Origin of the sequence: Paenibacillus sp. PAMC21692 (assembly GCF_014303795.1) — a bacterium.
Lineage (GTDB): Bacteria > Bacillota > Bacilli > Paenibacillales > Paenibacillaceae > Pristimantibacillus > Pristimantibacillus agaridevorans.
This window is the reverse complement of record NZ_CP060293.1, coordinates 151,707-176,198: the sequence shown is the minus strand read 5'-3', so window position 1 is coordinate 176,198 and position 24,492 is coordinate 151,707. Positions and strand designations below refer to the sequence as shown.

The following is a 24,492-nucleotide window of genomic DNA, read 5'->3' as shown; positions in this document are numbered from 1 at the left end:
ACAAGGCTTCCCTCCCAAATCGTCACATCCCTATTCACAAGACTTCTCTCTTATATTCCACATCCAAATTCGCACAACTTCCCTCCCTCTATCGTCTCCTCCATATCGTACAAGAACTTACCTCGCTGTATTCTTCAGCTGCTTCTTCCGCGCGGTTTGTCTGGCGAGCTGTGCAAGAAGCCGTTCTGCCGCTTCGGGTTGATCATAGCCGCATACTTTCGCCGAGAGCGAAGCCAGTTTAGCGCGCAGATTGCGGTCAGAGCGTTCCTGACGCATGCGTGCCGCCATTCGTTCAAGCCGAGTCTCCGCGAAGGAGAGCGGCACGCCGAACGCGCCTGCGATCAACCGGGGAAAGTGGGGCTGGTGCCTGAGATGCTCTAGCTCTTTCAGGATGTGGTAGGGTATTGCGCTATAAAGCTGGAAGTGCGCCGCTTGCGATTCTTGCAGATCGACAAAAGCCGGCGGCAATTGGCGCTGATCCCCAGAATGAAGAGCCGGATGAGCAAGCTCGTGAAAAAACGCGAGTCTCTGCTCGGCTTGATCCAAGTGAATATTCAGGAAAATCATGAAAAACCCTTCTTCGTCGAAGATTACCTTGGTACTCCCCTGCGTGTAGGCGAGATGGGCCCCGAACAGCGTGGCGATATGATCCAGATCATCCAGATCCCCCGGGTAATGAATGCCGTTCTTCTCATAGACAGATCCGATCCAAAGCTCCAAATCGGTCGGGCGATACAGCTCGAAATCCAGCTCTTCCATAATGCTCCTCCTACTTATAAGAATGTATGTTCGTATGTATGGCCAAAAATAAAACCCGCATGGGGTTCTGATGCTAGTCTTGGTTGTTGTAAGGTTGCCCTTCCTTGCGGCGCTTCTCCTTGAATGCGCGAAACATCTCGAGCTCGCGCTTCAGGTGTTCCGCTTCCTCCTCGTCCATTTCCTCCGGCGGTCCGCCGAGAAAGGCGAGATAGACAGGAGCCAAACCCTCCTCCTGGGAGGACTGGATGGGAGTCTTCGCTTCGGGGTCATCCGTAAGTCCCAGCAAATAATCGGCATTTGTCTGCAGCGCGTCCACCAGCGAAGATAATGTTTCTAGAGGCGGAACGCTTCGGCCCTGCTCGTAATTGCTGATCGCGGCCTTGGTCAGGTCAATTTGTCGCGCGAGCTGCTCTTGCGTTAGTTTATGAAGCTTTCTGCGTTCCGTTAACCGATCGGCTCTGAACAAGGGGATCTCTCCTTCTTAGGATGACAAAAATCTTGCGGAGGCAAAGTACAAGTATATTGTACATGATACAGCTGAAAAAGCAATAAAAAACAAGATTCTTGTACTTTTGGATTGACTAAGCGATCATTTGTTCGTACCATAAATCTATAAGTACAAGATTCTTGTACTTTTGATGTTCAAGTCTATATTGCTTTTTACTTTAAGGGGGGACCTACATGAACGGAAAAACCGCGATGACTTATTTGGCCAAGCCTACAACGGATGAGAAGAAGCAGGCGCAGCGTTTGCTTCGCAATTATATTGAACTAAAGAGGGTCGTGGAGGATTACAAGGAGCATGAAGAATTGATTAAAACGACGCTATATGAGAGCGAAAGGACGCGCAGACTGGACGGCGAGGATTTGTACGGCAATCGGACGGCCAACGCCGTCCAGGTCGCGCATAATCAGAAGCTGGCGGCGGAGGAATGCGAGTTGGTCAGCGGAGCGATCGAGCGGGCGGTTGGGATGATTCGGGACGATGAGGCCCGGCAGGCGGTCACGCTTCGTTATTTAAAGGGACACTCGTATTCGGAGACGCTCTACTATATGAGACGCGGCGAAAAAAGCTCAACGCTGGACCGACGCTTAAACGACGGCGTTTCTTCCGTTGCGAGTACATTGAAGCTTTGGGGGCTGCTGGCGTGGGAAGGAAAGGCTTGAACTCGCTGGGCTGCGGCAAAAGTCGACAGCATTCACCGAAAAAAGGTATAATACGGATGGCATTAACAATTTATTATCGGTGGTGAGTGTTATTCTTTATTTAGCAGCGTTTCTGCTGTCTTTTCTTGTCGTGTATATTCTGATTCCGCCTTTCAGCAAGCTGGCCTTCAAGCTCGATTTTGTGGACAAGCCCCGTAAGGACGTCGAACGCAAACTGCACCGGGAACCCATTCCGCTAACCGCGAGTTATGCGATATTTATAGGATTTTTTGCCGCGTATTTGGCTGTCTCCAGAGAAATTACATGGGAGACCGGCGCGTTGTTCGCAGGCGGCATTTTGCTGCTGGCCATCGGAACGTTGGACGATTGGTACAAGACTAAGGGCAAAGATTTCCCGGCTCTGCCGAAGTTGATCGTGCAGTTGTCGGCGGCCGTGCTTGTCTACGTTTCCGGCAACGTGTTCACGGGTTTCTATAATCCGTTCTCCGGCGACTACATCGTATTGCCGGTCATCCTGCAGTTCGTCCTGACGATCCTCTGGATTTTCGGCGTGACGACGGTCATCAATTTCTCGGATGGGCTGGACGGACTGGCGGGCGGGCTTTCGGCCATCTCTGCCGCCACTCTTTTTATTGTAGCTTTGACGATGGGCCAGTCCAATTCGGCCATTATGGCTATTATATTGGTGGGGGTTACGCTAGCTTATCTCAAATACAACAAACCTCCCGCCAAAGTGTTTATGGGAGACGCCGGCGCGACGTTCCTAGGCTTCCTGCTGGCTGTGATCGCGCTTGACGGCGCGTTCAAGCAAGCAACGGTCTTGTCTTTATTTATCCCGATCCTGGCGCTTGGCGTGCCGATCTTCGACAACCTGTTCGTTGTCGTCAAACGTTTTATGCAAGGCAAGCCGATGTACCAGGCGGATGCCAGCCAGGCCCATTACCGTTTGCTGCGGGCGGGACTCAATCACAAGCAGGCGCTGATGGTACTCATGCTGCTAAGCACTTGCTTAGGTTTATCTTCTATTATTTTGATGCTGGTGCAAGTTTAGAACGAACTTATATTCTCTTAAGTAAGCCCCTTTGCGGACCTGTCCGTTAGAGGGGCTTTTTTTGTTGTGTCATAGTCCTACGGGGCAAAGTGGGGGTAAATTGGGGAGCACTCGGGGCGATTCCCGTGCTAAGATTTAGTTGTCGAAATACGAACAAACGTTCTAGTTTCGAGGTAAGAGAAAGGAGGTTGGGAATCGTTGCACAATACGGAATCCCATTGGACGACAGGTACAAAGGAGGCGGTGCGCGGTGGCTGTAACGGCCAATAGCATAAGGACGGGCATGATCGCGATGCTGGCGGCCAAGCTCCCCGCATACGACGTAATCGGCGACGCGCCGGCCAGCGTCGATGCCATGCAACTGCTGGTCGAGCTGCCAGCCGTGTCGCAGACGGCGATGCTTGGCAACATGTGCAGCCGAACATTCGGCTTCGCCATCCATTATTCGGATGGAGGAGGCGGCGCGGCCGAACTGCATGGAGTGGCGGAGCAATTGTACGAAGCGCTGGATCAAGTGGACTTGGGCGGCGTGCGTTATCGAACGACGAATATGCGTCACGAGGTCGCGGACGGGAAGCTGGCTTTCCGCTTCGAGATGGTGATGCGGCTGCGGCGAACCGAGCAGGAGCTTCCCAAGATGGGCGCGTTGGAACAGGAGGCGGGCGTCAAATGACAAAATCGACGGCCAAGGAAGAGCCAAGGTTCACGAAAGTGCAGTTGCTGCGCGGACGCGGCTGGAGCTCCAGAGAACGAGAACAGCTCGCTGCCTTGCTGAAGGACGAAGAGTCGTACACGGTTCAGCAAGCGAAGCGGCTAACCCAAACTTTTACGAATAGGAGAGTGGAGTAACATGACCGGAGGAAATTGGACGGTAACGAACAAAACAAGACCAGGCGTATACGTAAACTTCAAAAATGCGCCGCAGCCGCTGGGAGCGGTTGGCGAAAGAGGCGTAGCTACCTTGCCGGCGATCCTGCCGTGGGGGGCATCCAAGCAACTGATCGCGATCGAGGCGGGCGAAAACACGATGGACAAGCTCGGCTACCCGGTGTCGGCGCCGGAGCTGCTGCTGGTGCGCGAGACGCTAAAGCGGGCGAAAACGCTCCTGCTGTATCGCGTAAATGAGGGCGTTAAGGCTACGGCGACAGCCGGCGAGCTGGTTGCGACCGCGCGATATGGCGGCGTTCGAGGCAACGACATTACAATTGTTGTCGAGACGAATGTGGACAACGCAGCGTTGTTCGACGTCAGAACGTTAGTGGCTGGCGCGGAGTTGGATGCGCAGACGGTGGCCGACATTGCGGGGCTGCAGGATAACGCTTGGGTGACGTGGAATGCGACCGGCGATTTGGCTGCCAGCGCGGGCATTCCGCTTGCAGGCGGCTCGAACGGCACGGCTGCGGCCCAGGATTATTCGGATTACCTGGACGCGATCGAGACGCAGCAGTTCCAGGCGATGGCTCTGCCGTCGACCGACACAGATCTGAAGGCCGTATTCGTTGCCTTCGTAAACGGACTTCGGAACAATGAGGGACGCAAAGCGACGCTTGTTCTGGAGAACTATCCCGGTGCCGACAGCGAGGGCGTCATCAGCGTCAAAAACGGCGTCGTTCTGGAGGATGGCGCCGCGTTGACGGCGGCACAAGCGACGGCATGGGTAGCGGGAGCATCGGCAGCCGCCGGCGTGAACGAATCGCTCACTTACGCTTCGTACGACGGCGCGGTGGACGCGTCTCCGCGTTACACGCATACGCAGACAACGACGGCTTTGCAGAACGGTGAGTTCTTATTCACGCAGGATGGCGGAAGAGCGTTTGTCGAGCAGGACATTAACTCGCTCACTTCGTTCTCTCCGGACAAGGGACGCACCTTCTCTAAGAACCGCGTTATTCGAGCGCTGGATGCCATCAATAACGATCTGTCCGGATTGTTCAGCAACTATTATATTGGCAAAATCTCCAACGATGCCAATGGCCGGGAGCTGTTCAAGAACGAATGCGTCAACTATTTGACGAATCTGGTGAATTTGGGCGCTCTTCAGAACTTCGACCCCGGAGCCGACGTAATCGTGCAGCCGATCGAAGGGCAGACTGACGGCGTATTGGTCGAGCTGCGCGTGCAGCCGGTGGATGCCGTCGAAAAAATCTATATTTCCGTGGAGGTAGTCTAATATGGCCTATATGAATGTAGAAGATACGATTAGCGGCAAGCAAGCGAAGGCGATTATAAAGATCGGCAAACAGCAGGAGGAATTGTTCTACGCCAAGACGGGCGAAGCGACGATCGAGAAGACAAAAGCGGACGTGCCGATGCTCGGCAAAACGTCTATCGGCAAAAAAACGATGGGCTGGACGGGAACCGGCACGCTGACGATTTATTATGTCACATCCAAATTCCGCCAGCTTATGGAGGAATACGCTGCGAAAGGCACGGACTTTTATTTCGAACTTATGATCGTGAACGAGGACCCGGCTTCCCGCACGGGCAAGCAGGCGGTCACGCTGAAGCGCTGCAACTTGGACAGCGTGCTTCTGGCGAAGTTCGACGCGGCCGGAGAGGACACGTTGGAGGAGGAACTTCCGTTCACCTTCGAGGACTTCACGATTAACACACCTTTCACGGCGCTGTAGACATCCCTAGCAACGACAAATTAAAGGAGGCTATTGTAGATGAGCACACTGCAACAATTTTTGAATCGGCATCCCGTGGACAACCTGACGGAGGAGGTCGTCATCTCCGACCGGTTCCGCGATGAAGAGGGCCAGTTGATGAAGTTCACGATCCGCGCCATGAGCGCCGACGATATGGCTTCCTATCAAAAGCGGGCGATGAAGATCAACCCCAAGAGCAAGGACCGCAAGGTGGAGATCGACTCCGGCGCCATTACGAAAGCGATCGTGGTGAACCACACGGTGAACCCGAGCTTCAAGGATGCGGAGAGCATTCGCGAGCTTGGCTGCTTCGATGCGGACAGCTACCTGCAGAAGGTGCTGCTGGCCGGCGAGATCGAGGAGCTGGCGAAGGAGATTCAGCGCATCTCGGGTTATAACACGAACTTCGAGGAGCTCGTCGACGAAGCAAAAAACTAATTCGCGAGGGCGACAGCGACGCGAACTACGCGTACTACGCCCTCATGAAATTCCATATGACGCCGCGCGAATACATGGGTCAGACTCGAGAGGAGAAGGCGTTTATGATCGCCTGCATCCAGGAGCGGATCGCCGAGGAGAAGAAGCAGGCGGCGCGGCGGAAGTAAGGAAAAAATTCAGAGCGGAGGCGCGTAGCGATACGTGCCTTTTTGCATTGGAGAGGTGGTGATGGAATTGAGTACGGCGAAGGCGCTGGATACGCAGCAGAGAAAGCTTCTTGGCTCGGTACGCGGTTTGTCGGGAATGATGCGGTTGGCTGCCAGGGCAGCTGAGGGCTTGAACCGATCCATGTCGGCCTATGACGCTCAAGCGCCGGAACGGTTGAACAAGAGCGTGGAACGAATGGAGCGCGCCGTTCAACGGTTAGTCGACCCCATGACGGAAGCGGCATCCAGCCTGGCGGATATGAATGCCGCTATTCGGGAAACGAGCGGGCGGCTGGCCGGCATGACCAAGCATATGAGCGCTATGCAGCTGACCGCACGGGCCTCAGCGACTGCGAGCGTGTCGGGCTCAAGCCCGGCTTTGGCTGCAGCCGTTGGGTCGGACAAGCAAGATCAGAAGAAGCAGATCGAGGATAAGGTCAAGAAGGACGTGCTCCCTGCGTTTGCCAGAGTTGGCGAAATGCTGACGAGCGCTATTCCTATATTCGAACTGAATCAAAAGGTAGAGCAAGCGAGCGGAGAAAATAAACTTAGCGATCAGCAGGAGAAGTCGGAAAAGCAGGCTGCAGGTGAAGAGACTGCCCGAATGCAAGCCTCCAAGGCAGTCGAGACGGCCAGTAAGGCGATGGCGGCGGTAGAGAAATCGACGCAGGTGAAAGAGGAGAAGGAATCTGGAAACCAGTTAGTTAATACTGCCGATCTGGTGGATAAAGCTTTAAATGAGTTTAAAACCAGCGAGCAGCAGGAGAAGTCGGAAAAGCAGGCTGCAAGCGAAGAGACTGCCCAAATGCAAGCCTCTAAGGTAGTCGAGACGGCCAGTAGGGCGATGGCGGTAGTAGAGAAATCGACGCAGGCGAAAGAGGAGAAGGAATCTGGAAACCAGTTAGTTAATACTGCCGATCTGGTGGATAAAGCTTTAAATGAGTTTAAAACCAGCGAGCAAGCGAAGCCGGCGGTAAACAGCGATGTAGATCGGGGCGAATCGCTGGCAAAATTAGCGGCGGATGCTAGCAAGGCAGCAGCTTCAGCCGAGAAAACCAAACAGGTGAAGCAAACATCGCAAAACAATGCGGATCAAGAAGGGAAGCTGGCGAAAACGGTGGAGGTTGCTGCTAAAGCAATTTCCGAGCAGGAAAAAGCTCAGCAAAGAAAACAAATGGAAATGTCGGTGAAATCTACCGAGCAGCAAGCTTCACGGGAGGCGGTCGCAAACAACGCTCTTACCGCTAATAATGTGGCAGGGAGCACGGCTCCAACCACAGGGGTTATGAACAATAGCGGACAGGCTGTTCCTAACGTGGCACCCATGCCCAATCTCAAAGATCAGGTGGCGGGATTGAATCAAGCTTTCAACTTGTTCATGACGCAGAATGCCGCTGTATCGGCTTTTGTTGTTGATAATTGGGGGGCATTCGAGCATGTCTACAAGGGAGTGAACGCGGCAATCTCGGCTTATAACACGCTCCAGCTCATTAGCAGAGCCTACACCGTCCTTGTTACTGTGGCGCAGCAAGGGCAGCAGTTAGCCACACTTGGACTCAAGAATGCTTGGGCAGCTATGAATGCTACGATGAAGGCCAATGTGTTTATTCTCATTGCTTCCGCAATCGTTGGCATTGTCATGGCGCTCATCTCGCTCTGGAAGACCAATGATCAGTTTGCGGCTTTCTTCATTCGGATCTGGCACTGGATCCTGGGATTCGTCGATCAAATTCCGATTTTTTTCCTCGGTATGGTTGAAGGCGTATTGAATGTGTTCAAAAGGTTCTCGGAGATTATTTCCAAGTTTTTTGGCTGGTTTTATCAGAAGTTCCAAGGGCTAATCGAAATATATAACGAGATATTCGATAAGGATTTCAAGTTACCTTCTCCAGAATCAGTAGAAGATTGGGCGGATGGGAATCTTCAAGTGGTACGTGCTTTGAAGGTGGGTATGGAAGGAGTCGCCGCCAAGAAGGCCGCAGATAATGAAGCCGAACTGGCGAAGTTTCTGAAGGATCGAGAGGATGCGCGAAACAAGGAAGCAGAGGCGGAGCAGCCACTGAATGCCGGTATGCCAGCTGTTGCGCAGGCGGAGGCCGTCGTGGTCGGCGGAGGTCGCCTCGACGAGGTTGGCCGCGTAAACGATACCGTCGAAATCAACAGCGAGGATTTGAAGACGATGCGTGAGCTTGCGGAGCTGAAGAACATCCAAAACTTTGTCACGCTGACGCCTTCGGTGAACGTGCAGACGGGCGATATTCGTAACGGCATGGATGTTAGCTCCATGGTTCAAGCCATTACCGTAGTGTTGCAGGAAGAGATCGCGGCATCGGCGGAAGGGGTGTACGCATGAGTTATTGGATGGAGCTGAGCTTTAACAACCGGCAAGAGTGGTTCTATATTCCCGTGCTGCCGGCTTCCATCGAAATGTCGGAGAGCGGAAGCGGCTCCACGTTCAACGTGGCCGCTCTGGGGGAAATCAACGTCATCAAGGACAGGAAGCTGTCGGAGTACAGCTTCGCGAGCTTTTTCCCGAAAGAAGGTTCGCCCTTCTGGCCGGAGCTCGTGAAACCGGCTCCCGAGGACACCGGGGCACCGCGGGTGAAGGAAGATTTTAAGCCGCCCGGGGAGTGCGTCAAGCTGATTATGAAATGGATGGAGTCCAAGCGGCCCATTCGACTCAAATATAAAGGCTCGACCTTCGACATCGACTCGGCGGTCAGCATCGAATCATTCCAATGGAAGGAAACGGCTGGCGGCGGAGGAGACATTGAGTATTCCATTAAGCTGAAACATTACGTATTCTACTCGGCCCGGAAGATGACGGTACAGAATGGTCAAGCGACTTCCCCGTCTTCGAAGCGCCCTGATGAAAGGGTACAGCCCAAGACTTATACGCTCCGAGCCGGAGACTCGCTGTGGAAGGTGGCGCAGTCCATGCTGGGCGACGGTTCACGCTGGGGAGAAATTCAGCGCCTTAATGGAATCAAGGACACCGAAATCAGACGGCTGCCCATCGGAAAGGTGCTGAAGCTGCCATGATCGAGGTGTTGGTGGACAACAAGAACGGCAACGTCTGGGATGTGTCGGAGCTGGCGGTCAGCATGAGCTGGCAGACCAGCCGAATCGGCAAGGCAGGCAGTCTGGATCTGACGCTGGTGAAAGGCGGACTCAATCAGTCGGCCGACTACCGCATTCAGAACGGCGATGTCATTTGGGCGAAAAAGGACGAGCAGCCGATCTTTTACGGCTATGTGTTTACGGTGGAAGACGGGCGCGGGGAGAGCATTCGAATCAAGGCGTTCGATCAGATCCGTTATTTGCTGACGGCGGACCACTACTCCTTCGAGAACAAACGGGCTTCCGACGTCATCCGTACCATTGCCGCCAAATATAAGCTGCGCACGGGGACGATCGCGGAGACGCCTTATGTCATTCCCGTGTTGATCGGCGATGGAGAGAAGCTGCTGGATCTGTGCGGCAAGGCACTGACGCTGACGTTAATCCACGGGGGCAAAAACTACGTCCTCTACGACGATTTTGGATCGTTGGCCCTGCGGAACGTAGAAGACCTGCTGGTTGACTTCTACATTGGGGACGGCAGCTTGCTGACGGATTACAGTATGTCTACCTCCATCGACGGGGATACGTACAACCGGATCGTGCTGTACAAAAACAATCAAACGACGGGCAAGCGGGATGTGTACATGGCTCAAGATAGCGCCAATATCGCGAAGTGGGGCATTCTCCAGCTTTACCAGTCCGTCGACGAAAATAAGAACGATGCGCAGATCAACGAACTGCTCACGACGCTTACGACGCTGCACAACCGGGAGTCGAAGACGCTCAAGCTCGACGCGCTGGGCGATCTCCGGGTCCGGGCGGGCAGCTACGTCCGGGTCTTGCTGCAGGAGCAGGGGCTGAATGCGCCGTTCCTCGTCAACGAATGCACGCATAAATTCGAAGGCGCCGTCCATACGATGTCGCTGGATGTGAAGGTGATTTCATGAGCATGTTGGATGTGATCAAAAAAGCCGGGATCGGCGCGGTAGAGGCCGGCCAGCCCGTGCAGGTGCAATTCGGCCAGGTCGTGTCGCTGCAGCCGCTTGCTGTCCGGCTAGACCAGAGACTGACGCTTCCGTCAGGCGCGCTTGTCGTGCCGGAAAGTCTGGCAGCTCGCGCGCTTGCCGTCGGAGACAGCCTGATTCTGCTTCGAATGCAGGGCGGCCAGAGCTACGTGGTGTTGGATCGGATGGTGACGCCATGATTCCGACGGGAGCATCGATCGATGCGTCGACCGAGAGGGCGGAGCTGCCGTCCCGTACATGGCGGATCGACTTCGAGAAGGGTCGGGCCGGCGGGATGACGAATGGACTGGAAGCCGTTCGGCAAGCTGTGTATAAAATTTTGCAGACCGAGCGCTTCAAATACCTCATCTACAGCTCCGATTACGGGTGCGAATTGAGAAGCCTAGTCGGACGCAGTCCGTCAGCGATTCCGATGGAGGCCGAGCGGATGCTGAAAGAGGCGCTTGGCCAAGACGAAAGAATCGAAGGAATAGAGGGGATAGAGACTGTGGTAAGGGGCGACCAGGCAGTCATTACGTTTACGGTCGTCACCAGCCACGGCTCGTTCTCTTCTACTTGGGAGGTGATGACTTGAACGAAGGGACAACGATGGAGAGCATTATGGGGCGCATGTTGGACCGCATTCCGAACGATCTCGACAAGCGGGAGGGCAGCATCATCTACGATGCTCTAGCTCCTGCAGCGGCCGAGCTTGCGCAACTGCATATCGAATTGGACTTGCAGCTGCGATTTGCATACGGCACGACATCCAGCGGCGAATATTTGGCGTTGCGCACGGCGGACTACGGCGTGGATCGACAGCTTGCCTCCCCTTCGCGCCGCGAAGGATTGTTTTTTGGCAGCGGGGATGAACCGCTTGACGTTCCGATCGGCAGCAGATATAGCGCCGAGGATTTGAATTATGTCGTTCGGGAGAAAATGGGCAGCGGGGTGTTCGTGCTCGAATGCGAGACGCCTGGCGCGGCTGGCAATACGTATTATGGCCCCTTGCTTCCGGTTGATTACGTGAATGGTCTTGATCGGGCTGAACTGGGGGACGTGCTGGTGCCGGGCGAGGACGACGAGTCGGACGAAGCTCTGCGAGCGCGTTACTTGCACCGGGTACGCAATCCCTCCAGCGGAGGCAATGCGGCGGATTATCGGGACTGGGCGATGTCGGTCGCGGGAGTCGGCGGGGCGAAGGTGTATCCGTTATGGGACGGACCCGGCACGGTAAAGGTCGTCATCGTGGATAGCGACAAAAGGCCAGCCAGTCCGACTCTGGTGGAGGAGACGGCTGGACAAATCGAGACGAAACGCCCCATCGGCGCGGCGGTAACGGTGGTGTCTGCCTCGGCGGCTCCAATCACAGTGGCATCTACAGTCGTGTTGGCGGCTGGTTATACACTGCAGGCCGTTACGGATGCTTTTGCTGCGGCGCTCGAGACTCACTTCCGTTCCATTGCGTTCTCGGCTTCCTATGTCAGCATTGCCGGTATCGGGGTTCTACTGCTATCCGTGCCTGGCGTGCTGGATTATTCGGGACTGACCTTGAACGGCGGAACGGGCAACGTCGCGCTGGATGACGAAGAAATTCCTACTCTGGCCGACGCCGAATTGGGGGTGTAGACCATGCCATATCCGGATGAGATAGAGGTATTCCCCGAGAAATTGAACAAGCGGGCTGACGGAACAGCCTATACGGTTCAGGAACAGCTGAGGATGACTGATGGGAAATTCGAGGGGATGCTCGCTCATGACAATATAGCCAATAGTACTGTTCGTGTATATACCGGTCCGAATATGGGTGGTACCGAGATTACGGCCTTTACCGTATCTATTCCAGCGGATACACCTTGGCGGAGGTATATTCGTGTATTCGCTAATGTCGAAGCGGTTTATGTCACGTACCAGACGCCAGGCGACCAAGTAGATGCAGATGACATTAATCGACTACAGACCGCTGTATCGGCTGTGCAAACGGAAGTCGTGCAGTATAAGGGCAATGGCATCATCGACGGCGGATATTTTGATGAGGAGATGTAGCGAATGGCACAAACCATATTGATTATGCGCGGTACGAAAGCGCAATTGCAGGCTCATGGCGCAATGCAAAGCGGCGAGATGGGTTTCTGCAGCGATACGAAAGAAGTTTTTATCGGAGACGGGACGTCTAACGTCTTTGTAGGCCGGGTGATGTCTGGGGCATATGCAGCACGGCCATCGGCCGCCAGCTCTGGCCGTATGTATTACGTCACGACTGGTGAAAACATTGGACGCTTGTATCTGGACACCGGCACAGCCTGGGCGAATGTGAATGTACTCGACTTGGCTGACCTAACCGGCGATCTGGACGATATTGCGGATGGCGCGACCTTCGGCAAGGTGCGACTGACGGAGTTGACCGGAGGTCGTGTGAGTCGGGTATCCGACGGAACGAACACGAAGACGGCAGCGGAGATCAAGACGCATATTGACGATGCCACTCGGCACCGCATTATTAATGACACCGGGACCTCTCCAACCGAGTTATGGTCTGCGCAGAAGGTCAAGAACGAGCTGGATCTGGCGCGTGCGGGACAAGAGTATCAGGACAGCGTCAAGGATAAGGACTTGGCCGCGCCTCCCGGATCGCCTGCTGCCAAGGATCGTTATATCATCGGCGCATCTCCAACGGGTGCCTGGGCAAGCCGCGCAAACCAGATAGCTGAATGGACAGGCTCGGCTTGGAGCTTTATCGTACCGTCGGTCGGCATGACTTGTATCGTCGATGACGAAGCGAAGCAGTACACCTACAACGGAACGGCGTGGGTGCGTACTGGCGGCGCGTTGCAGACGATCGCAGCAGGTAACGGCCTGACTGGAGGCGGCACTGCGGATACGGTGACGTTGACAGTTGGGGCTGGCAACGGCATTACTGTCGGATCGACAACGGTTGCGGCCAAGCCGGGTAAGGGTATTCTAGTCAATGGCACTGGCATTGAAGCTAATATAGATGCGGCCAGCATCGTTTACGATGCCGCCAACGGCAACCGCCTCATGGTCGCGGTCGTCGATGGCGGGACGTTCTAAGGGGGCTACAGGATGCCCAGAAATGTATTAATGCAGGTGCGTCGAGGTCTGGAAGCGGACATCGGCACCTTAGAAACAGGTGAGCTTGGATTCTGCACGGATACGAAAAAACTGTACATTGGCTCTGCAGGTGGAAATGTACTGCTCGTTGCCGCTCAGACCGCAGGCGACATGCTCAAGAGTATCTACGACACGAACAATAACGGCAAAGTGGATAGCGCAGATGCGGCGGATAGTGTGCCTTGGGCTGGAGTTAGCGGCAAACCTGCAACGTTTGCACCAACTGCCCATCAGCATAGCGGCGCGGACATCGCGTCCGGTACCGTTGCAGCAGCGCGGCTCCCTACGGCGAGTACGAGCGCTGCGGGCATTGCGCAATTGAATAGTGCGACGAATAGCACTAGCACGACGCAAGCTGCTACGCCAAGCGCGGTCAAAGCTGCCTATGATCTGGCAGTGGGCAAGCTTTCTCCCGGAGTCACATGGGGTCAATTGCGAGGTGGTGTTTGATGTCCTACGGCGATGGTCAATACGGAACACTTTTGTTTGGACATACGGCAGCGCCTCCGGAACCGCCCGATGTGATGCCGCCTGACTTGATGGCGTACCTGCCGGCATATTGGCACGGCATACGCGACATGGTTGAGTTGCAGACGACGCTTGCTGAGGAACTGGGTATTTCCATCGCGTTTGCCGCTGATTTGGCGAATCAGTTTTACGTGTCAACGGCGACCTGGGGGCTTTCTTACTGGGAGCAGGAGTTTGGGTTGGCGACTGACCCGTCCATGTCGTACGAATGGCGTCGCGAGATCATTTTCGCCAAGCTTCGCGGTCATGGCACAGTAAGCAAACAGATGCTGATCGGCGTTGCTGCTGCTTTTAGTGGCGGCGAGGTCGACGTGCTGGAATATCCGGACGAATATCGGTTCGTGATCCAGTTTATCGGGGTGCTAGGCGTTCCGGCTAACTTGGCCGGATTCATGGCGATGCTGGAGCAGATCAAGCCCGCGCATCTGTCCGTTTCGTTCCTCTACACGTACACCACATGGGATATGGTGTCTGATCTGACATGGCAAGAAGCAGGAACGCGGACATGGGGGCAATTACGAACATATGGAGGAGGATAACGAATGCAGTTAACATCGAATTTAAATTTGAAGAAGCCGGAATCGACGGATAATGTCAATATTGACGATCTGAATAGCAATTCAGATATTCTGGATGCCGAAGTAACGAGGCTGGCGAGCACTACGGAAGCAGGCCGAATGTCAGCAGCGGACAAAACGAAGCTCAATGGTATCGCGGCCGGAGCTCAGGTGAACGCCGTGAGTAGTGTTGCAGGCAAGACTGGTGCTGTTGCACTTGCCAAGGCAGACGTCGGACTCGGCAACGTGGACAACGTTCAGCAAGCTCCAATCACGCATGTTGGAACTGGCGGCGCAGCCCACGCTACAGCAACGACATCTACAGCGGGGTTTATATCCGCTTCGGACCAGACCAAGCTAAATGGCATTGCGTCCGGAGCACAGGTCAACCGCCCGCTAGCAACGCAAGCCCAAGCGGAAGCTGGAACCGACAACACGACGGATATGACTCCGCTGCGGGTAGCGCAAGCAATTTCAGCGCTTGCTCCATCTTCCCCGGTACAAAGTGTAGCAGGAAAAACAGGAGCGGTAACGCTGGTCAAAGGCGATGTTGGACTCGGTAACGTCGATAACGTGCAACAGGCCCCGCTTTCACATGTTGGAACTGGCGGAAACGCTCACGCTGCGGCTACCACATCGACAGCGGGTTTTTTGTCCGCGTCGGACAAAACAAAGCTCGACGGGATCGCTTCAGGGGCACAAGCCAACCGTTCGATCGCTACGCAAGCGCAGGCAGAGGCTGGTATAGACGATACGACGGATATGACGCCGCTCCGGACAAAGCAAGCAATCGATAGCCGCAACGACTTGAATCGTTCGCGAGGGGCGATATCACCAAACTCGGATTTTAACAATTACACTATTATGGGCGTTTATGTTGCAAGTGTTATATCCAGTTCACCTAATCGTCCTCCCGCATCTGCTGATTACGGTATCCTTGAAGTTGTAAGGGATGGCGGATATTTGATACAACGATACACTGAAATTCTAGAAGGAGCAACATTTCAAAGGACTCATTATAACGGGTCTAATTGGTCGCCATGGAGAAGTGCGGGAGGTGAAGGGACGTTGGATGTAATAAAGAGTTACCCATTATTCGAAGGAAAACCGCTTACTCCAGGAGCGCCCGTTAACCTGCGGCCAGATGGGACAGTCAAATCATTTCCTGTGGGCGAGTATGGGCTTATAAACGACTACCCAACGACAACAGATACAGACCTGTCCTATCGACCTGAAATACAGGTTTCCTTCAAGGTAGACAGCACTACATTCTTGGGTTTCGAGCAAAGGAGTAGCGGATCGGAATGGCAAGTTCGGGTAATTAAATTCGATGCAAACGGCAATGCCACGTTCGGGACGCCAGTTGTTTTCAACGGTAATATCAGCGCCGCATTTGGTGTAGATAGTGTAATGTCCTATTGCGCGGTAATGGGAAATGGAAACGTAGCGCTTGTTACTGGAACGGGTAGCGGGCTGGCTTCGGGCAATATAACCCTTTACGCACTAACTATATCAGGCACAACCATTACATTAGGCTCTCCGCATGTAATCTTTTCATGGTCAACTGGTGTGACGTATATAGCAAGATTAGAAGTAATTAATATGTCGTCTACAAGCCTAGTTGTAAACTTCACTGCAGGAGGCCAGATGCTCGGAGTAGTTGCCGCCACATATTCAGGTAGAGTATTTACAGCTGCCTCACCTGTTTACCCTTCGCTATCAGGTTTGTCTGGATCAGGGTCTTACTTTGCATCAGCATCGATAGCAGCGGGTAAACTGCTATATGCCGTAACATTGGGGACTAACTATGTTAGGGTATTTGCAGCTACGTTGTCGGGAACTACCTTATCTTTTGGCAACATAATTCAATGCGGTGCAGCAGGAAACGAGTATTATATACAGTTTGTACAAAAGTTAGATGACAATAGAGCGGTAGTCTGCTACGGGACTACAACTTCAGGAGTCTATCTTGATATAGTTACAGTTTCAGGCACAACGTCGTCTCTGCCTCAAGCTACTATGACAAACTCAATATTCAAGGGTACCACCTCTTATCTGAATTATATTTATCCAGCAGCGGCAAATACTTCTATGCCAATGTCTTTTACGATAGGTTCGACGCTTACTGGCAGTACTCGCTTAATAGTCGTTAGGTTCAATACAAACAACACGATGACAAAGTTGCTCGATGACGCATCAACATTCAATGTGACACAACACGCATTTACCGACATAGTTGGGTATGATTATGTTACAAGACGATGGTTTGGATACGGTCGCTATAGTAATGGTCCAGGTATCCCAGGCTCCATCGTTGGCTCTATAACTTCGGGAAGCAGCCAATTAAACCTTAACAAAGTAATGGTAGCAAAATGGGATGGTGTAAGCACCAATAAAGTCACCCCTGAACATGCAACGAGATTAGTAGGTACCGACCCTGTAAATACCTACTCTGATGATGATCAATTCATTTACTTAGGCGGAGGTGGAAGTTCTCCGGTCAGAGCGTCTATGTACTTGGGTTCAGGCAAGGTTGCATTTCCCTATTGGAATCGGTTTCCCACAAATCTTGGCAGCTATTATCAAGGTTTTGTGAAAGTCATTGATCTTAGTGAAGCCGTTCTAACCAAAGGTATTGGAATTAGGGTAGGAATGGCAACTATTGATGGCCGTGTCATGCTAAAGGGTCTCCTTAAACTGCCTGGAGCTACGCTAACGGCCGGAGTAATATACATGTCAGATGCTTTTGGCGACCTATACCCGCTGGGTACGCAAACGAATAGGTCTAACTGGGCATGGACGACAGGAGATGGCCCAAGAAAGACAGGCGTTACAGTAGGTATGGCCATATCACCTTCAGAAATTATTATAGGTGACTACTTCTGGTAAAGGAGCGAATAAAATGAAAACACTATTCAACACTCTTAACGGTCAAATCGCAACGGTAAGCAGGCACATTGAGGCGACGGAAGCAGGTTACTTTGATGGCACCTCTATATATCACGATCCATCAGAATCTCTGGAAATTGTAGAGGTAGAATTGCCTGTAGACTATTCTCAAGGAAAGTACCTATACATTGCGGGCGAAGGGTTTGTTGCCAACCCGACGCATGATGACGGACTGAATGAGCTACGCGCAGAGCTTGCTGCTCAAAAGGCAACCAATGAAGACTTGCGTCTCATGATGGCCGACATTATCGCAAGTCTGTAGGGTATACTCTGATGGAAAGAGGTGAAATGTATGTTGACTCCATTGAAGGTTAAAATCGTAGCCCAAGCTTGTATCATCCGCTTCGACAGGGGCGAAGGTACAATTCAAGAAATCGTTGTGAGCTACGGCTTTACTCCCGAGAACAACTCTCTGATAAATGCTCAGATCGTTGCATTACGTCCAGAAATTGAAATTCCAGCTGCATAAGTAATAACGATATGTAGTTGATTTGGCCTCCAGCCATACGAGGGCTCCGCATAAGCGGGCCTATTTTATTGTAGGGAGTGACTAATCCTTGATTCAGACAATGAAAATCAATGGAGTCAATGTTGTTTATGCAATCGCAACTCTAGGCGTCGACGAGGCATTCGTTTCCTTCAAACTCGGTGCGACGGTCAAAGATATCGGGCAGGTGGCTGGCGCTGACGCTGCAATCGACTTCAATTCTGCTGGCACTGACAACGATATACCGATCGGGCGAGTTATAGCAGACGGCAAAACGGTAATTTCCGACAGTCCAAGACCAAAGCCCGCGACGAGCTCTTTATGTTGCCTGATGGATCATGGCATATCTGCAAGGCACCAGCTAACGCGTTTCATGCTGTACAAGGTTCTCCGCGCATTCTTAAGGATGGCAAGAGTTTTACCTCTGAAAGCGTTAAGCGGGACCAACTCTCCGACAGCTTCTGGAAAGGGCAGAACTACAGGGTCGCAGGCGGCGTAACAGCAGACGGTAGGCTGTATCAGCCCCGAACGCTCGACAAGGTCGATATGGACACGCTGGGAGGTATTATGCTCGGACTCGGCTGTACGAATGCAATAAATGGTGAAGAGGCTGCAGCGCCTACCCATAGCCGGATGATAACGGATGGGGTCGCAAAATGAGTGCATCACTTTGTAGCAAGGAAGGTGCCGCGAAGAAAAGCACATCGGTGGAAAGAGTGGGACAAGAAAATAATCGCTTAAATTCTAAATATCGTTCAATAAATTAACTTTTATATGCCACACAAAGGCTCCGCCCCAACCGGAGCCTTATTTTTATGAAATCGAGGTGAACGGATGGTGAAAGACGTTGCAACGTTTATCGCGGTCGTCGGGGCCATGTCCGGGATCAGCGGTATCTTCTTAGGCTGGATTGGGCGGGCCCGGGCGGCAAAACAGGAGCTCAAGGACGACGTGCACCGGGATGCGCGCATCAGCGCAGATATGGAATACATCAAACGGGGTATCGATGAAGTCCGGCTTGAGCAGAGAGCTCAAAGCAAGCGATTCGACGAGTTGTCCGAACGAGTAACGAGATTGGAAGAGTATGCGAAATCGGCTCATCATCGAATCGATCGCATAGAGCAGGGGAAAAGCCGCGCCTGATGGAGACGATCGATCTTGTCAGGCACCGGCTACATCGGGCACTGCTCGCGTCGTACAATGGCGGCTAGAACAAACACTTCCACTAACTACAACAAGAAAGAAGGAGATCCATTTTGATTGGAGATTCGAAACCTCTCCTGATCATCGACCCCGGCCATGGGGGAGCGGATCCGGGAGCGGGAGGCAACGGCATCGTGGAAAAGGCGATGACGCTGGATATTTCGTTATACCAGTACAACAGGTTCCGGGAGTTGGGAATCAAAGTTGCATTGACCAGGAACAGCGACACGACGCTGGAGCCAACGCCTAGAGCGGAGATGGTGAAGCAAAGCGGTGCGCAATACGCCATCAGCAATCATATCAATGCGGCGCCATCCAGTACGGCGGCAGGGGCGGAGACGATCTACAGCGTGTACGCGAATGGCAAAATGGCAAACGCCTTGCTGGATTCCATTGTAGGCGCGGGCCAGCCGCGAAGACGCGCGTTTTCGCGCTCCAATGAGTCAGGGGGCGACTATTACTATATGCACCGCAATACGGGCAAAGTCGCGACGGTCATCGTCGAATACGGGTTTTGCAGTAACGCGCAGGATGCCGAAAGGCTCAAGAACCAGTGGAAAACCTACGCGGAAGCGGTCGTTCAAGGCTTCTGCGCCTACATCGCCCATCCCTATAAGCCTCCTGCTGCTGCAACCGCACCAAGCAAGACAACTCCTGTAGCGAAGCCTGCCCACGCTATGAAAGACATTGAAGGGCACTGGGCAGAGCAATCCATTCTCAAAGCGCTGCAAACCGGCCTGCTTGTCGGAACGGCGGCAGACCGATTCAGCCCAGACGAGCCCATCACGAGGGCACAGCTTGCTGTTCTGCTGGACCGAATGCAATTACTCGATAAGGAGGCGAAAGCCGCGACATGATGAATGAGATCATCCATTATATCAAAGAAGAAGCGCTGGCATTGATGCCGGCGCTTTTTGTTATCGGCCTGTTGCTTAAGAATTCCCCCAAGGTACCTGACTGGACTATTCCGTGGATACTTCTGGCGTGCGGAATCGCAGGAGGCGTCTTTTTGCTGAATTCTCCGCTCGAGGGCGTGCTGCAGGGCATTCTCGTAACAGGAGCGACGGTGCTGACGCATCAATTGGCCAAGCAAACCTATGAGCGGTAATCGATCTTGGCTTTTGGCTGGGAGTGCAACTTTTGGAATGAAAAAGTTGTCAATGAAGTAGAGTAATCGAAAGCGGAACGCGATACATTCGGAATCAGCGGATTTAAAAAGAGGAGGAAATCGCAATGAAAAGTTGGAGGACGATGAGCATCTGCCTGCTGACCCTGTTTTTGACGATTTTGATGGGATGTTCTTTCAGTCAAGAATCGGGCGAAGCGACGGGCAGCAGCATAATCCTGGAGTTTTCGGAAATAGAGACGATTACCGATGCAGGCGTTCAGCTCGCGTACGATGACGTTCATGAGGTTAAAAAAATCGATAACTCGTTTATGGTTTATAAAAAAACGGCGTCCGATTCTCACTTATATCTCGGGTCTGTGCGCGACAAACAATTAACGGAATATGGCTTTGTTGGCGAGGAGACTTATATACAAGATTTTACGAAAAACGAAGAGTCGTTATTCGGACGACCAATGACGCTTATTACCGGGATATGCGGGGCAAACTGCGTCGAAAACTATTTGTTTGAGCAGGTGGACGGGCAGCCTCAGCTCATTTTGAAACTTAGCGGACATGTATTGGTTGCTGATCTGAACGAGGATGGAGAGAAAGAAGTCGTTATGATGCAAGGCTCTCCCCAAATCGAGATCCATGTCTATAAAAGGATTGGCGATCAAATCATGAAGGTTAATCTGAACGAGGAGATCGGCCTCACAAATAGCGTCACGTACAACAGTCAAACAAACGTGTTCGAGATGATCATCAATAATGAAACGAAACAGTATCGGTATGATACTGACAGCGATAGCTTGATTTCGTTATAAAGGCGGGTACCGACAAAAAAAGAAGGCAGTGCTCTCCCTGATCATAAAGGGATACACGACCTTCTTGAAATTGCATGCACTCCAAAAACCTACGTCCCGCAAAACGTCCGATAGGGTCCGCAAGCCTCCGGCACAATGGCATACTCTGCCTGCTCTGGTCGATGATCATAAGGATTCGCCAGCGCGCGCAGCAGATCCTCCATGACGCTGAGATCGCCTTCCACAGCTGCTTCCAGCGCTTCCTCGACGCGATGGTTGCGAGGGATGACGGCAGGGTTGCTGGCTTTCATGAGCAACAGCGACTCCTCTTCCGGCTTGCGATGCCTGCTTTGTCGCCCCTGCCACCGATCGCGCCACGCGGCGAACGCCTCGTCACCGTACAGCGCTTCGCCTCCGGTCTTGCCGAACGTCAGAGCAATGAACGTATTCGTATAGTCCGCTCCGTGCTGCTGCATCAGTCCCAGAAGCTCTTTCACGAGCGACTCATCCTCATCCTCTTCGCCGAACAAACCCAGCTTGCGTCTCATGCCAGCCATCCAGTGACCGTGATACAAGTCCGTAAACTCGCCCAAAGCCTCCTCTGCCATTTTCACCGCTTGCTCCTCATCCTCATTCAGCAGGGGAAGCAGCGATTCCGCAAGCCGCGCCAGATTCCACACGCCGATATAAGGCTGATTGCCGTAGGCATAACGGCCGTTCGCATCGATGGAGCTGAATACCGTCTTCGGATCAAAAGCATCCAGGAACGCGCACGGTCCATAATCGATCGTCTCGCCGCTGATGGTCATGTTGTCGGTGTTCATGACGCCATGGACGAAGCCGACCAGCATCCACTGGGCGATCAATTCCGCCTGACGGTCGATAACCCCGCGCAGCAAGGCCAAATAACGCCCATCATCCAGCGGGATGTCGGGATAATGACGCTGCAGAGCATAGTCCGCGAGCGCGTAAAGCTCCTCCGCGCCGCCCCAATTGGCAGCGTATTGAAACGTGCCGACGCGGAGATGGCTGGCTGCGACGCGGGTCAGGACGGCGCCGGGCAGCACCGTCTCGCGGTAGACGGGCTCGCCCGTCGCGACGACAGCCAGACTGCGCGTCGTCGGGATGCCCAGCGCATGCATGGCCTCGCTGATGATATATTCCCGCAGCATGGGGCCCAGCGCAGCCCGCCCGTCTCCGCGCCGCGAATAGGGCGTAGCGCCGGAGCCTTTAAACTGTATATCCATTCGCCGTCCGTCCGGCGTGATCTGCTCGCCAAGCAGGATGGCTCTGCCGTCTCCTAGCATCGTGAAATTGCCGAATTGATGCCCGGCATAGGCTTGAGCGAGCGGCAAAGCTCCTTCGGGAATCCTATTTCCTGCCAACACAGCGGCGCCTTCTTCGCCGGACAACTCGTCATGATTTAGTCCTAGCGAGGCTGCAAGCGATTCGTTTAATACAACGAGCCGAGGCTCGCTCGCGGGCGTAGGTTTTACAGCCGTGAACAGGGCAGCAGGCAATTCGGCATAGCTATTTTCCAAGTTCCAACCGGTCGTTCCGGCTTTGTTCTGCGTATCGCTCATCGGTTCACCCGTTTCTTCTGACATTGGTTATCTGTATTATACCCTTTTCCGCAGCAACAATCGAAAGATCAGGCCGCTCGCTCGTCCTTATGTGTTGTTTTTTGGAAGGGATTTGAAATTCATTTGTCGAAGGAATAGGGAACTGGAACTTCCGCTTTCACTACGCGACGAAAAGAGGATGCATATGCCTTTCCATTATTGGCGTTCGGACAGACTGACGTTAAGAGCGCTGCAATCATCGGATATTGTTTTATTTCAAGCGCTGGATGACGAGGTGAACCGAAAGGTGGACATGATCCACTTCCCGCAATCTCCTGAGAAGCAGATCCAATGGCTGGAGGCCGAGCAACGGAATCGAATGGGCGATGCGTTCCGATGGGTCGCGGAGACGAGTGACGGAGAGCTCCTCGGGACAATCAATACGTTTTTGTGCAACAAAAGATATGGAACGTTCAAATATGGCATCGCCCTGCTGCCGGAGCATCGCTCTAAGGGATATGCGAGCGAGATGATTCGTACCGTACTGCGGTTTTATTTTCACGAGATGAATTACCACAAGGCGACGCCGCATGTCTATTCATTTAACACGGCTTCCATACGTTTGCATGAGAAGCTGGGCTTCGTCCAAGAGGGACGACTGAGGGACATGATTTATACGAATGGAGAGTACCATGACGAACTTCATTTCGGCATGACCGCAAGCGAGTTCGGACAACTTTATGGCAAGCCGGAATTGTAAAGGAAGTTATAGGGAGAGTGCCCGTTGCCTACTTTCAACGAATTGGCAATCGTTCAAAGTATAAACTGCCCGATGATCATCAGCACCAGGCCGAAGATCGCGGAACCGCGTTTGACGCCCCTGTTTTGACTAGGCCTCATAAACAAGCTGATGACAAAGCCAATGGGGAGAACGAGGCCGTTAATTGAAAAAAAGAAGGTGCCGAGAAGGTAGTATCCCACCAGCTTTAACGCGAGAAGCTCTTCTTCTTGCTCACGATTGTTGTACAGAATGACAATGCCAATAACCAAAACAATCAGCCAGAACACAAAAAACATGGACGTTCCTCCTTGTCGTCTGATGTCAAAGTCTTATCCAACTATACGCCGGCATGGAGCATTAGTTTCCAGAAGCAGGATAAAGATTGGCCGAAAAATCAAAGGAGGCGAGGCAGGTGTCATATCCTAATAATACCCACGAGACGCAGCCGGAAACGGAAAGAGCGGTCGATGAGACATACAGGGACATGAATATGGACGGCATCCAGCGTGTTGAAGGCGGCGGGCCGATTCGCAAGGTGAACATGAGCGAGATGCCAAAGCCGATTCGATATTTTGGCTATACGGTGGCGACGATCTTGCTGCTAGGCACCTTGATCCTGCTGCTTTCGGATTGGTTATCCTAGCCGTATTTCTGCACCTATACAGCACCGTGTCGGCCTTCTATTAAATAGATGTTATGCAGCCAATGCAAATCCTTGGTACAGAAAAAAACCGCATCAGACACTTATTCGAGTGTCCGTTGCGGGTTTTCGTTCTTGTAATGGTTGAAGAATCTAGCGGACACCAGCGACGCTATTAGTTCGATTTTAACTTCAAATAAATCTAACGGACAGGAAAGCCACTATGCGCCCGTAAAGGAACCAATTTGCGCTAGGATGATGCCAATAAGGTCGTGTAAGTCCGTTAGATTTTCGATAGTCTATAAAATCGAAGAATAGCGTCATTTATGTCCGATAGGCGGTGAGTGACTGGACGTTTTTGGGTTTCCAATCGCCTTCAGGTGATTTCGTTCCCTGCCCGGCT

At 52.9% G+C, this 24,492-nt stretch carries 32 protein-coding genes; 28 read left to right on the top strand and 4 right to left on the bottom strand.

From position 1 onward, the window contains the following. Positions 1 to 117: 117 nt before the first annotated feature. Both H7F31_RS00810 and H7F31_RS00805 read right to left on the bottom strand, forming a co-directional pair. Positions 118 to 759, bottom strand: coding sequence for an ImmA/IrrE family metallo-endopeptidase (locus tag H7F31_RS00810; RefSeq protein WP_187102591.1), 642 nt, complete (start codon positions 757 to 759; stop codon positions 118 to 120). 73 nt (positions 760 to 832) lie between these two features. Beyond that, positions 833 to 1,225, bottom strand: coding sequence for a helix-turn-helix domain-containing protein (locus H7F31_RS00805; protein ID WP_181376941.1), 393 nt, complete (start codon positions 1,223 to 1,225; stop codon positions 833 to 835). 215 nt (positions 1,226 to 1,440) lie between these two features. Between H7F31_RS00805 and H7F31_RS00800 the strand changes: the two genes are divergently transcribed. From H7F31_RS00800 to H7F31_RS00680, 26 genes are all read left to right on the top strand, one after another. Continuing rightward, positions 1,441 to 1,926 (top strand): hypothetical protein, encoded by a 486-nt coding sequence (locus H7F31_RS00800; RefSeq protein ID WP_187102590.1) that lies wholly within the window; start codon positions 1,441 to 1,443, stop codon positions 1,924 to 1,926. A gap of 91 nt (positions 1,927 to 2,017) precedes the next feature. Continuing rightward, positions 2,018 to 2,977, top strand: a complete 960-nt coding sequence (locus tag H7F31_RS00795) for an MraY family glycosyltransferase (RefSeq protein ID WP_108995680.1) — start codon at positions 2,018 to 2,020, stop codon at positions 2,975 to 2,977. A 250-nt stretch (positions 2,978 to 3,227) separates the two neighbouring features. Then, positions 3,228 to 3,650, top strand: a complete 423-nt coding sequence (locus H7F31_RS00790) for a phage tail terminator family protein (protein ID WP_187102589.1) — start codon at positions 3,228 to 3,230, stop codon at positions 3,648 to 3,650. After that, on the top strand, positions 3,647 to 3,826 hold the full coding sequence (locus H7F31_RS00785; protein WP_187102588.1) for a hypothetical protein: 180 nt from the start codon (positions 3,647 to 3,649) through the stop codon (positions 3,824 to 3,826). The genes H7F31_RS00790 and H7F31_RS00785 overlap by 4 nt, the downstream gene beginning before the upstream one ends. 1 nt (position 3,827) lies before the next feature. Further along, positions 3,828 to 5,147, top strand: a complete 1,320-nt coding sequence (locus tag H7F31_RS00780; protein WP_187102587.1) for a phage tail sheath family protein — start codon at positions 3,828 to 3,830, stop codon at positions 5,145 to 5,147. Position 5,148: 1 nt separating this feature from the next. Further along, complete coding sequence (locus H7F31_RS00775; protein ID WP_187102586.1) at positions 5,149 to 5,607, top strand: phage tail tube protein; 459 nt, start codon at positions 5,149 to 5,151, stop codon at positions 5,605 to 5,607. A 39-nt stretch (positions 5,608 to 5,646) separates the two neighbouring features. Then, positions 5,647 to 6,066, top strand: coding sequence for a phage tail assembly chaperone (locus tag H7F31_RS00770; RefSeq protein WP_187102585.1), 420 nt, complete (start codon positions 5,647 to 5,649; stop codon positions 6,064 to 6,066). Positions 6,067 to 6,110: 44 nt separating this feature from the next. Continuing rightward, entirely contained in the window at positions 6,111 to 6,233 is a 123-nt protein-coding gene (locus H7F31_RS34085) for a hypothetical protein (protein WP_256976036.1), read from the top strand. A gap of 61 nt (positions 6,234 to 6,294) precedes the next feature. Then, positions 6,295 to 8,625 carry a hypothetical protein gene (locus H7F31_RS00765; RefSeq protein WP_187102584.1) on the top strand — a complete coding sequence of 777 codons (2,331 nt, stop codon included), beginning with the start codon at positions 6,295 to 6,297 and terminating at the stop codon, positions 8,623 to 8,625. Beyond that, the gene (locus tag H7F31_RS00760) at positions 8,622 to 9,314 is read left to right on the top strand and encodes a LysM peptidoglycan-binding domain-containing protein (protein WP_187102583.1); all 693 of its coding nucleotides are present in this window, start codon (positions 8,622 to 8,624) and stop codon (positions 9,312 to 9,314) included. Before H7F31_RS00765 ends, H7F31_RS00760 begins: the two co-directional genes overlap by 4 nt. Next, a complete protein-coding gene (locus H7F31_RS00755; RefSeq protein ID WP_187102582.1) occupies positions 9,311 to 10,282 on the top strand; it encodes an XkdQ/YqbQ family protein in 972 nt (323 codons plus the stop codon). Before H7F31_RS00760 ends, H7F31_RS00755 begins: the two co-directional genes overlap by 4 nt. Then, positions 10,279 to 10,539 (top strand): DUF2577 domain-containing protein, encoded by a 261-nt coding sequence (locus H7F31_RS00750; protein WP_181376940.1) that lies wholly within the window; start codon positions 10,279 to 10,281, stop codon positions 10,537 to 10,539. Before H7F31_RS00755 ends, H7F31_RS00750 begins: the two co-directional genes overlap by 4 nt. Then, positions 10,536 to 10,934: a DUF2634 domain-containing protein gene (locus H7F31_RS00745; RefSeq protein WP_187102581.1), complete on the top strand. Its 399-nt coding sequence runs from the start codon at positions 10,536 to 10,538 to the stop codon at positions 10,932 to 10,934. The genes H7F31_RS00750 and H7F31_RS00745 overlap by 4 nt, the downstream gene beginning before the upstream one ends. After that, positions 10,931 to 11,968: a baseplate J/gp47 family protein gene (locus H7F31_RS00740; protein ID WP_187102580.1), complete on the top strand. Its 1,038-nt coding sequence runs from the start codon at positions 10,931 to 10,933 to the stop codon at positions 11,966 to 11,968. Before H7F31_RS00745 ends, H7F31_RS00740 begins: the two co-directional genes overlap by 4 nt. Before the next feature lie 3 nt (positions 11,969 to 11,971). Further along, positions 11,972 to 12,385, top strand: a complete 414-nt coding sequence (locus tag H7F31_RS00735; protein WP_187102579.1) for a phosphoglucomutase — start codon at positions 11,972 to 11,974, stop codon at positions 12,383 to 12,385. Positions 12,386 to 12,388: 3 nt separating this feature from the next. Beyond that, positions 12,389 to 13,411, top strand: coding sequence for a DUF2793 domain-containing protein (locus H7F31_RS00730; RefSeq protein WP_187102578.1), 1,023 nt, complete (start codon positions 12,389 to 12,391; stop codon positions 13,409 to 13,411). A gap of 12 nt (positions 13,412 to 13,423) precedes the next feature. Then, on the top strand, positions 13,424 to 13,921 hold the full coding sequence (locus H7F31_RS00725; RefSeq protein ID WP_187102577.1) for a tail fiber protein: 498 nt from the start codon (positions 13,424 to 13,426) through the stop codon (positions 13,919 to 13,921). Next, positions 13,921 to 14,538: a putative phage tail protein gene (locus H7F31_RS00720; protein ID WP_187102576.1), complete on the top strand. Its 618-nt coding sequence runs from the start codon at positions 13,921 to 13,923 to the stop codon at positions 14,536 to 14,538. Before H7F31_RS00725 ends, H7F31_RS00720 begins: the two co-directional genes overlap by 1 nt. 3 nt (positions 14,539 to 14,541) lie before the next feature. After that, entirely contained in the window at positions 14,542 to 17,445 is a 2,904-nt protein-coding gene (locus tag H7F31_RS00715) for a pyocin knob domain-containing protein (RefSeq protein WP_187102575.1), read from the top strand. Between the two features lie 13 nt (positions 17,446 to 17,458). After that, positions 17,459 to 17,767, top strand: coding sequence for a hypothetical protein (locus H7F31_RS00710; protein ID WP_187102574.1), 309 nt, complete (start codon positions 17,459 to 17,461; stop codon positions 17,765 to 17,767). 30 nt (positions 17,768 to 17,797) lie between these two features. Next, positions 17,798 to 17,974, top strand: coding sequence for a hypothetical protein (locus tag H7F31_RS00705; RefSeq protein WP_187102573.1), 177 nt, complete (start codon positions 17,798 to 17,800; stop codon positions 17,972 to 17,974). Positions 17,975 to 18,313: 339 nt separating this feature from the next. After that, the gene (locus tag H7F31_RS34520; RefSeq protein ID WP_397373636.1) at positions 18,314 to 18,652 is read left to right on the top strand and encodes a hypothetical protein; all 339 of its coding nucleotides are present in this window, start codon (positions 18,314 to 18,316) and stop codon (positions 18,650 to 18,652) included. A 177-nt stretch (positions 18,653 to 18,829) separates the two neighbouring features. Beyond that, positions 18,830 to 19,135 carry a hypothetical protein gene (locus tag H7F31_RS00695; RefSeq protein ID WP_261800254.1) on the top strand — a complete coding sequence of 102 codons (306 nt, stop codon included), beginning with the start codon at positions 18,830 to 18,832 and terminating at the stop codon, positions 19,133 to 19,135. A gap of 113 nt (positions 19,136 to 19,248) precedes the next feature. After that, the gene (locus tag H7F31_RS00690) at positions 19,249 to 20,052 is read left to right on the top strand and encodes an N-acetylmuramoyl-L-alanine amidase (protein WP_187102571.1); all 804 of its coding nucleotides are present in this window, start codon (positions 19,249 to 19,251) and stop codon (positions 20,050 to 20,052) included. Beyond that, positions 20,049 to 20,303, top strand: a complete 255-nt coding sequence (locus H7F31_RS00685; RefSeq protein ID WP_261800253.1) for a phage holin family protein — start codon at positions 20,049 to 20,051, stop codon at positions 20,301 to 20,303. Before H7F31_RS00690 ends, H7F31_RS00685 begins: the two co-directional genes overlap by 4 nt. 125 nt (positions 20,304 to 20,428) lie before the next feature. Then, positions 20,429 to 21,127: a hypothetical protein gene (locus H7F31_RS00680; protein ID WP_187102570.1), complete on the top strand. Its 699-nt coding sequence runs from the start codon at positions 20,429 to 20,431 to the stop codon at positions 21,125 to 21,127. Positions 21,128 to 21,216: 89 nt separating this feature from the next. Here the strand turns inward: H7F31_RS00680 and H7F31_RS00675 are convergent, their stop codons facing one another. Then, positions 21,217 to 22,713: a protein adenylyltransferase SelO gene (locus H7F31_RS00675; RefSeq protein ID WP_261800252.1), complete on the bottom strand. Its 1,497-nt coding sequence runs from the start codon at positions 22,711 to 22,713 to the stop codon at positions 21,217 to 21,219. Between the two features lie 160 nt (positions 22,714 to 22,873). Here H7F31_RS00675 and H7F31_RS00670 point away from each other — a divergent pair, with 160 nt between their 5' ends. Beyond that, the gene (locus H7F31_RS00670; protein ID WP_187102569.1) at positions 22,874 to 23,428 is read left to right on the top strand and encodes a GNAT family N-acetyltransferase; all 555 of its coding nucleotides are present in this window, start codon (positions 22,874 to 22,876) and stop codon (positions 23,426 to 23,428) included. Between the two features lie 53 nt (positions 23,429 to 23,481). Here H7F31_RS00670 and H7F31_RS00665 read toward each other — a convergent pair whose 3' ends face one another. Next, positions 23,482 to 23,745 carry a hypothetical protein gene (locus tag H7F31_RS00665; protein WP_187102568.1) on the bottom strand — a complete coding sequence of 88 codons (264 nt, stop codon included), beginning with the start codon at positions 23,743 to 23,745 and terminating at the stop codon, positions 23,482 to 23,484. A 116-nt stretch (positions 23,746 to 23,861) separates the two neighbouring features. Here H7F31_RS00665 and H7F31_RS00660 point away from each other — a divergent pair, with 116 nt between their 5' ends. After that, positions 23,862 to 24,092: a hypothetical protein gene (locus tag H7F31_RS00660; RefSeq protein ID WP_187102567.1), complete on the top strand. Its 231-nt coding sequence runs from the start codon at positions 23,862 to 23,864 to the stop codon at positions 24,090 to 24,092. Positions 24,093 to 24,492 lie beyond the last annotated feature (400 nt).